Annotated in this window: 3 protein-coding genes and 1 pseudogene; 3 read left to right on the plus strand and 1 reads right to left on the minus strand. The window is 64.7% G+C overall.

Annotated features, from left to right (window positions below; all coding sequences use genetic code 11):
* Positions 1 to 270, minus strand: a pseudogene (locus VGH54_RS14490) (class I SAM-dependent methyltransferase); the annotation flags it as partial.
* 45 nt (positions 271 to 315) lie between these two features.
* Here VGH54_RS14490 and VGH54_RS14495 point away from each other — a divergent pair.
* The 3 genes from VGH54_RS14495 to VGH54_RS14505 form a co-directional block, all read left to right on the plus strand.
* Positions 316 to 1,029 carry a flavodoxin family protein gene (locus VGH54_RS14495; RefSeq protein ID WP_331512725.1) on the plus strand — a complete coding sequence of 238 codons (714 nt, stop codon included), beginning with the start codon at positions 316 to 318 and terminating at the stop codon, positions 1,027 to 1,029.
* A 7-nt stretch (positions 1,030 to 1,036) separates the two neighbouring features.
* Positions 1,037 to 1,537 carry a DUF2505 domain-containing protein gene (locus tag VGH54_RS14500; protein WP_331512726.1) on the plus strand — a complete coding sequence of 167 codons (501 nt, stop codon included), beginning with the start codon at positions 1,037 to 1,039 and terminating at the stop codon, positions 1,535 to 1,537.
* A 4-nt stretch (positions 1,538 to 1,541) separates the two neighbouring features.
* The coding region (locus VGH54_RS14505; RefSeq protein ID WP_331512727.1) for a nitroreductase family protein at positions 1,542 to 2,272 on the plus strand (731 nt) is incomplete at its 3' end.

Genomic DNA, 2,272 nt, shown 5'->3' on the forward strand with positions numbered 1-2,272 from the left:
GCCGAGGTGGATCACGGTGGCGTCGGGATTGGCGGCCAGGAACTCGGCGGCCCACACGTCGAACTGAGCGGTTCGCACCGTGACCAGCGGCGTCCAGCGGTCGGTGACCTTGAGTTCGTCCCAGTCGTAGTCGATTCGGGCGACCGCTTGCTTGGCGAAGTCGTCCCCCAAGATCGGCCGGTCCCAGTCGGCGTCCAGTGCCTTGCAGTACAGGGTGGTCAGCATCGTCTGCGAAGGACCGCTGAGGTCAATGGAAACTTTGTCGGTCACGACGCCCAAGCCTAGTGTGCGACATTTGGAGATGGAGGATTCTCAATGACGGATACCACCAGTGCCGGTGGCGGCGCACGGCCGCCGCGTGTCTTGCTGCTGTACTACTCGTACAGCGGGCAGGCGCACAAGGTGCTCAATGCTGCGGGGGAGGTTTTCCGTAGCCGAGGGTGCGAGGTAAGCGAAGCCGAGATCAAATTCACCGACCCGAAGTACTCCGAGAAGTTCTCCCGCTTCCCGATGCGTCGGGTATGGCCCGACATGCTCAGCGTGCTGCAAGCGCAGAAGCGCAACGAGATCGGTCAGATTCAAACTCCCGAGACGGTTCGCGACGCCGACTACGACCTGATCCTGATCGGTTCGCCGACCTGGTGGGACAACGTCAGCATGCCGTTACGCTCGTTCCTGAAGTCGGAGGAAGCGCGTAAGTTGTTGTCCGGCAAGCCGTTTGCGGTGTTCGTTGTATGCCGCACGTTCTGGCAGGCAAACCTCGAAGGGGTGCGTGAACTTGCCGAGGAGCAAGGTGGGCGTTATGTCGACGAAATCCACTTCACCTATCCGGGCGACAACCTTCGCTCGATGCTGGCGCTGACCAGCTATCTCGGGACCGGCGAGTATCGCAAGAGGTCTCTGGGTCTTCGGCTGCCGCCGACGAACGTGCAGCCCGAACAGCTGGAGCAGACGCGGATTTTCGCGGGCCGCTTAGCGGACCGCTTGTTGGCCAAGAGTTCGGCGATGCCGGGCCAGGAACCGGTTTAGGACTGCTATGCCTCGTTCGTTCGATGTCTCGGTCGACTCGCCCGCCAGCGTCGACCAGGTTCATGCCGCTTTCAGTGCCGAGGAGTACTGGCTGGCCCGGCTCGGGAACATGAGTGGCGGCACCACGCTGGAATCACTGGTCGTCGACGACGACCAGACCGTGCGGGTGACCACCACCCAGGATCTCGGCCGCGACCTGCTGCCCGGGATCGTCTCGAAGTTCTATCGGCGCGATATCAACGTCCGGCACACCGAGACGTGGAGGCCGTCGGGCGATCAACTCCGCGGTGAGATCGCCGTCGCCGTCTTCGGGGCACCGGGCTCCGGTTCGGCTGCCGCGTCGGTTACGCCCACGTCCAACGGCTCGCTGCTGACGCTGAACGGCACGGTGGAATTCAATGTCCCGCTGGTCGGTGGGACGGTCGAGAGCTTCATCGCGCGCGAATTCGCCCATGGGATTCCGGATGTCCAGGACTTCACCGCCAAGTGGGTCACCGAGCACGCCTGAACGTATGACCGACACGCCGAACGCCGAATCTCCCTACGCCGATGCATTTCTGGTGGCGCCGGCCACGTCCGACGCGCTCGCGGGCCTGAACATGCCGCTGCAGGACGCGATGCTGACCCAGCGGGCGGTGCGCCGCGTCCACCCCGACCCGGTCGACGACGCGGTGGTGCTGAAGTGCATCGAGTTGGCGCTGCGGGCACCGACCGGCGCCAACGGCCAGAACTGGGAGTTCATCGTCGTCAAGGACCGGCGCCTGATCAAGAAGCTGGCCGGGCGATACCGCAAAGGCTGGAAATTCTCCTACGGCGGGCTACTGAGCAGCGCCGGCGACAACGACCCGTCGTTGGCCAAGGTCATCCGTGCCGCGCAATGGCAGATCGACCACTTCAGCGAGATACCAGTCTTGGTGGTGGCTTGCCTGCGGCTCACCATCCGCGAGGGCCGCGCGCCGTATTCACTGATGCCGCACGCCGCGGTGTCCGGATACTGGGGGTCGATCTACCCGAGCGTGCAGAATCTGCTGCTGGCCGCGCGCGCCATGGGGCTGGGTGCGTCGTTGATCACCTTGCCGCTGTGGGGAGTGGGGCGGGCCCGGAAAATCCTCGGCCTCCCACGCTCGGTCACGCCATGCTGCGTCGTGGCCCTGGGTTGGCCGCGGGGGCGGTACGGGCCGACTACCCGAATACCGGTGGAGCAGGTGGTGCATCTCGATGCCTACGGCAACCGCGCCTGGCT

The organism is Mycobacterium sp., assembly GCF_036488105.1.
Classification (GTDB): Bacteria; Actinomycetota; Actinomycetes; order Mycobacteriales; family Mycobacteriaceae; genus Mycobacterium.

Bases quoted from the DNA above. Each gene is read 5' to 3' on its own strand.
- VGH54_RS14495 (WP_331512725.1), top strand. From the start codon at position 316: ATGACGGATACCACCAGTGCCGGTGGCGGCGCACGGCCGCCGCGTGTC.
- VGH54_RS14500 (WP_331512726.1), top strand. From the start codon at position 1,037: ATGCCTCGTTCGTTCGATGTCTCGGTCGACTCGCCCGCCAGCGTCGAC.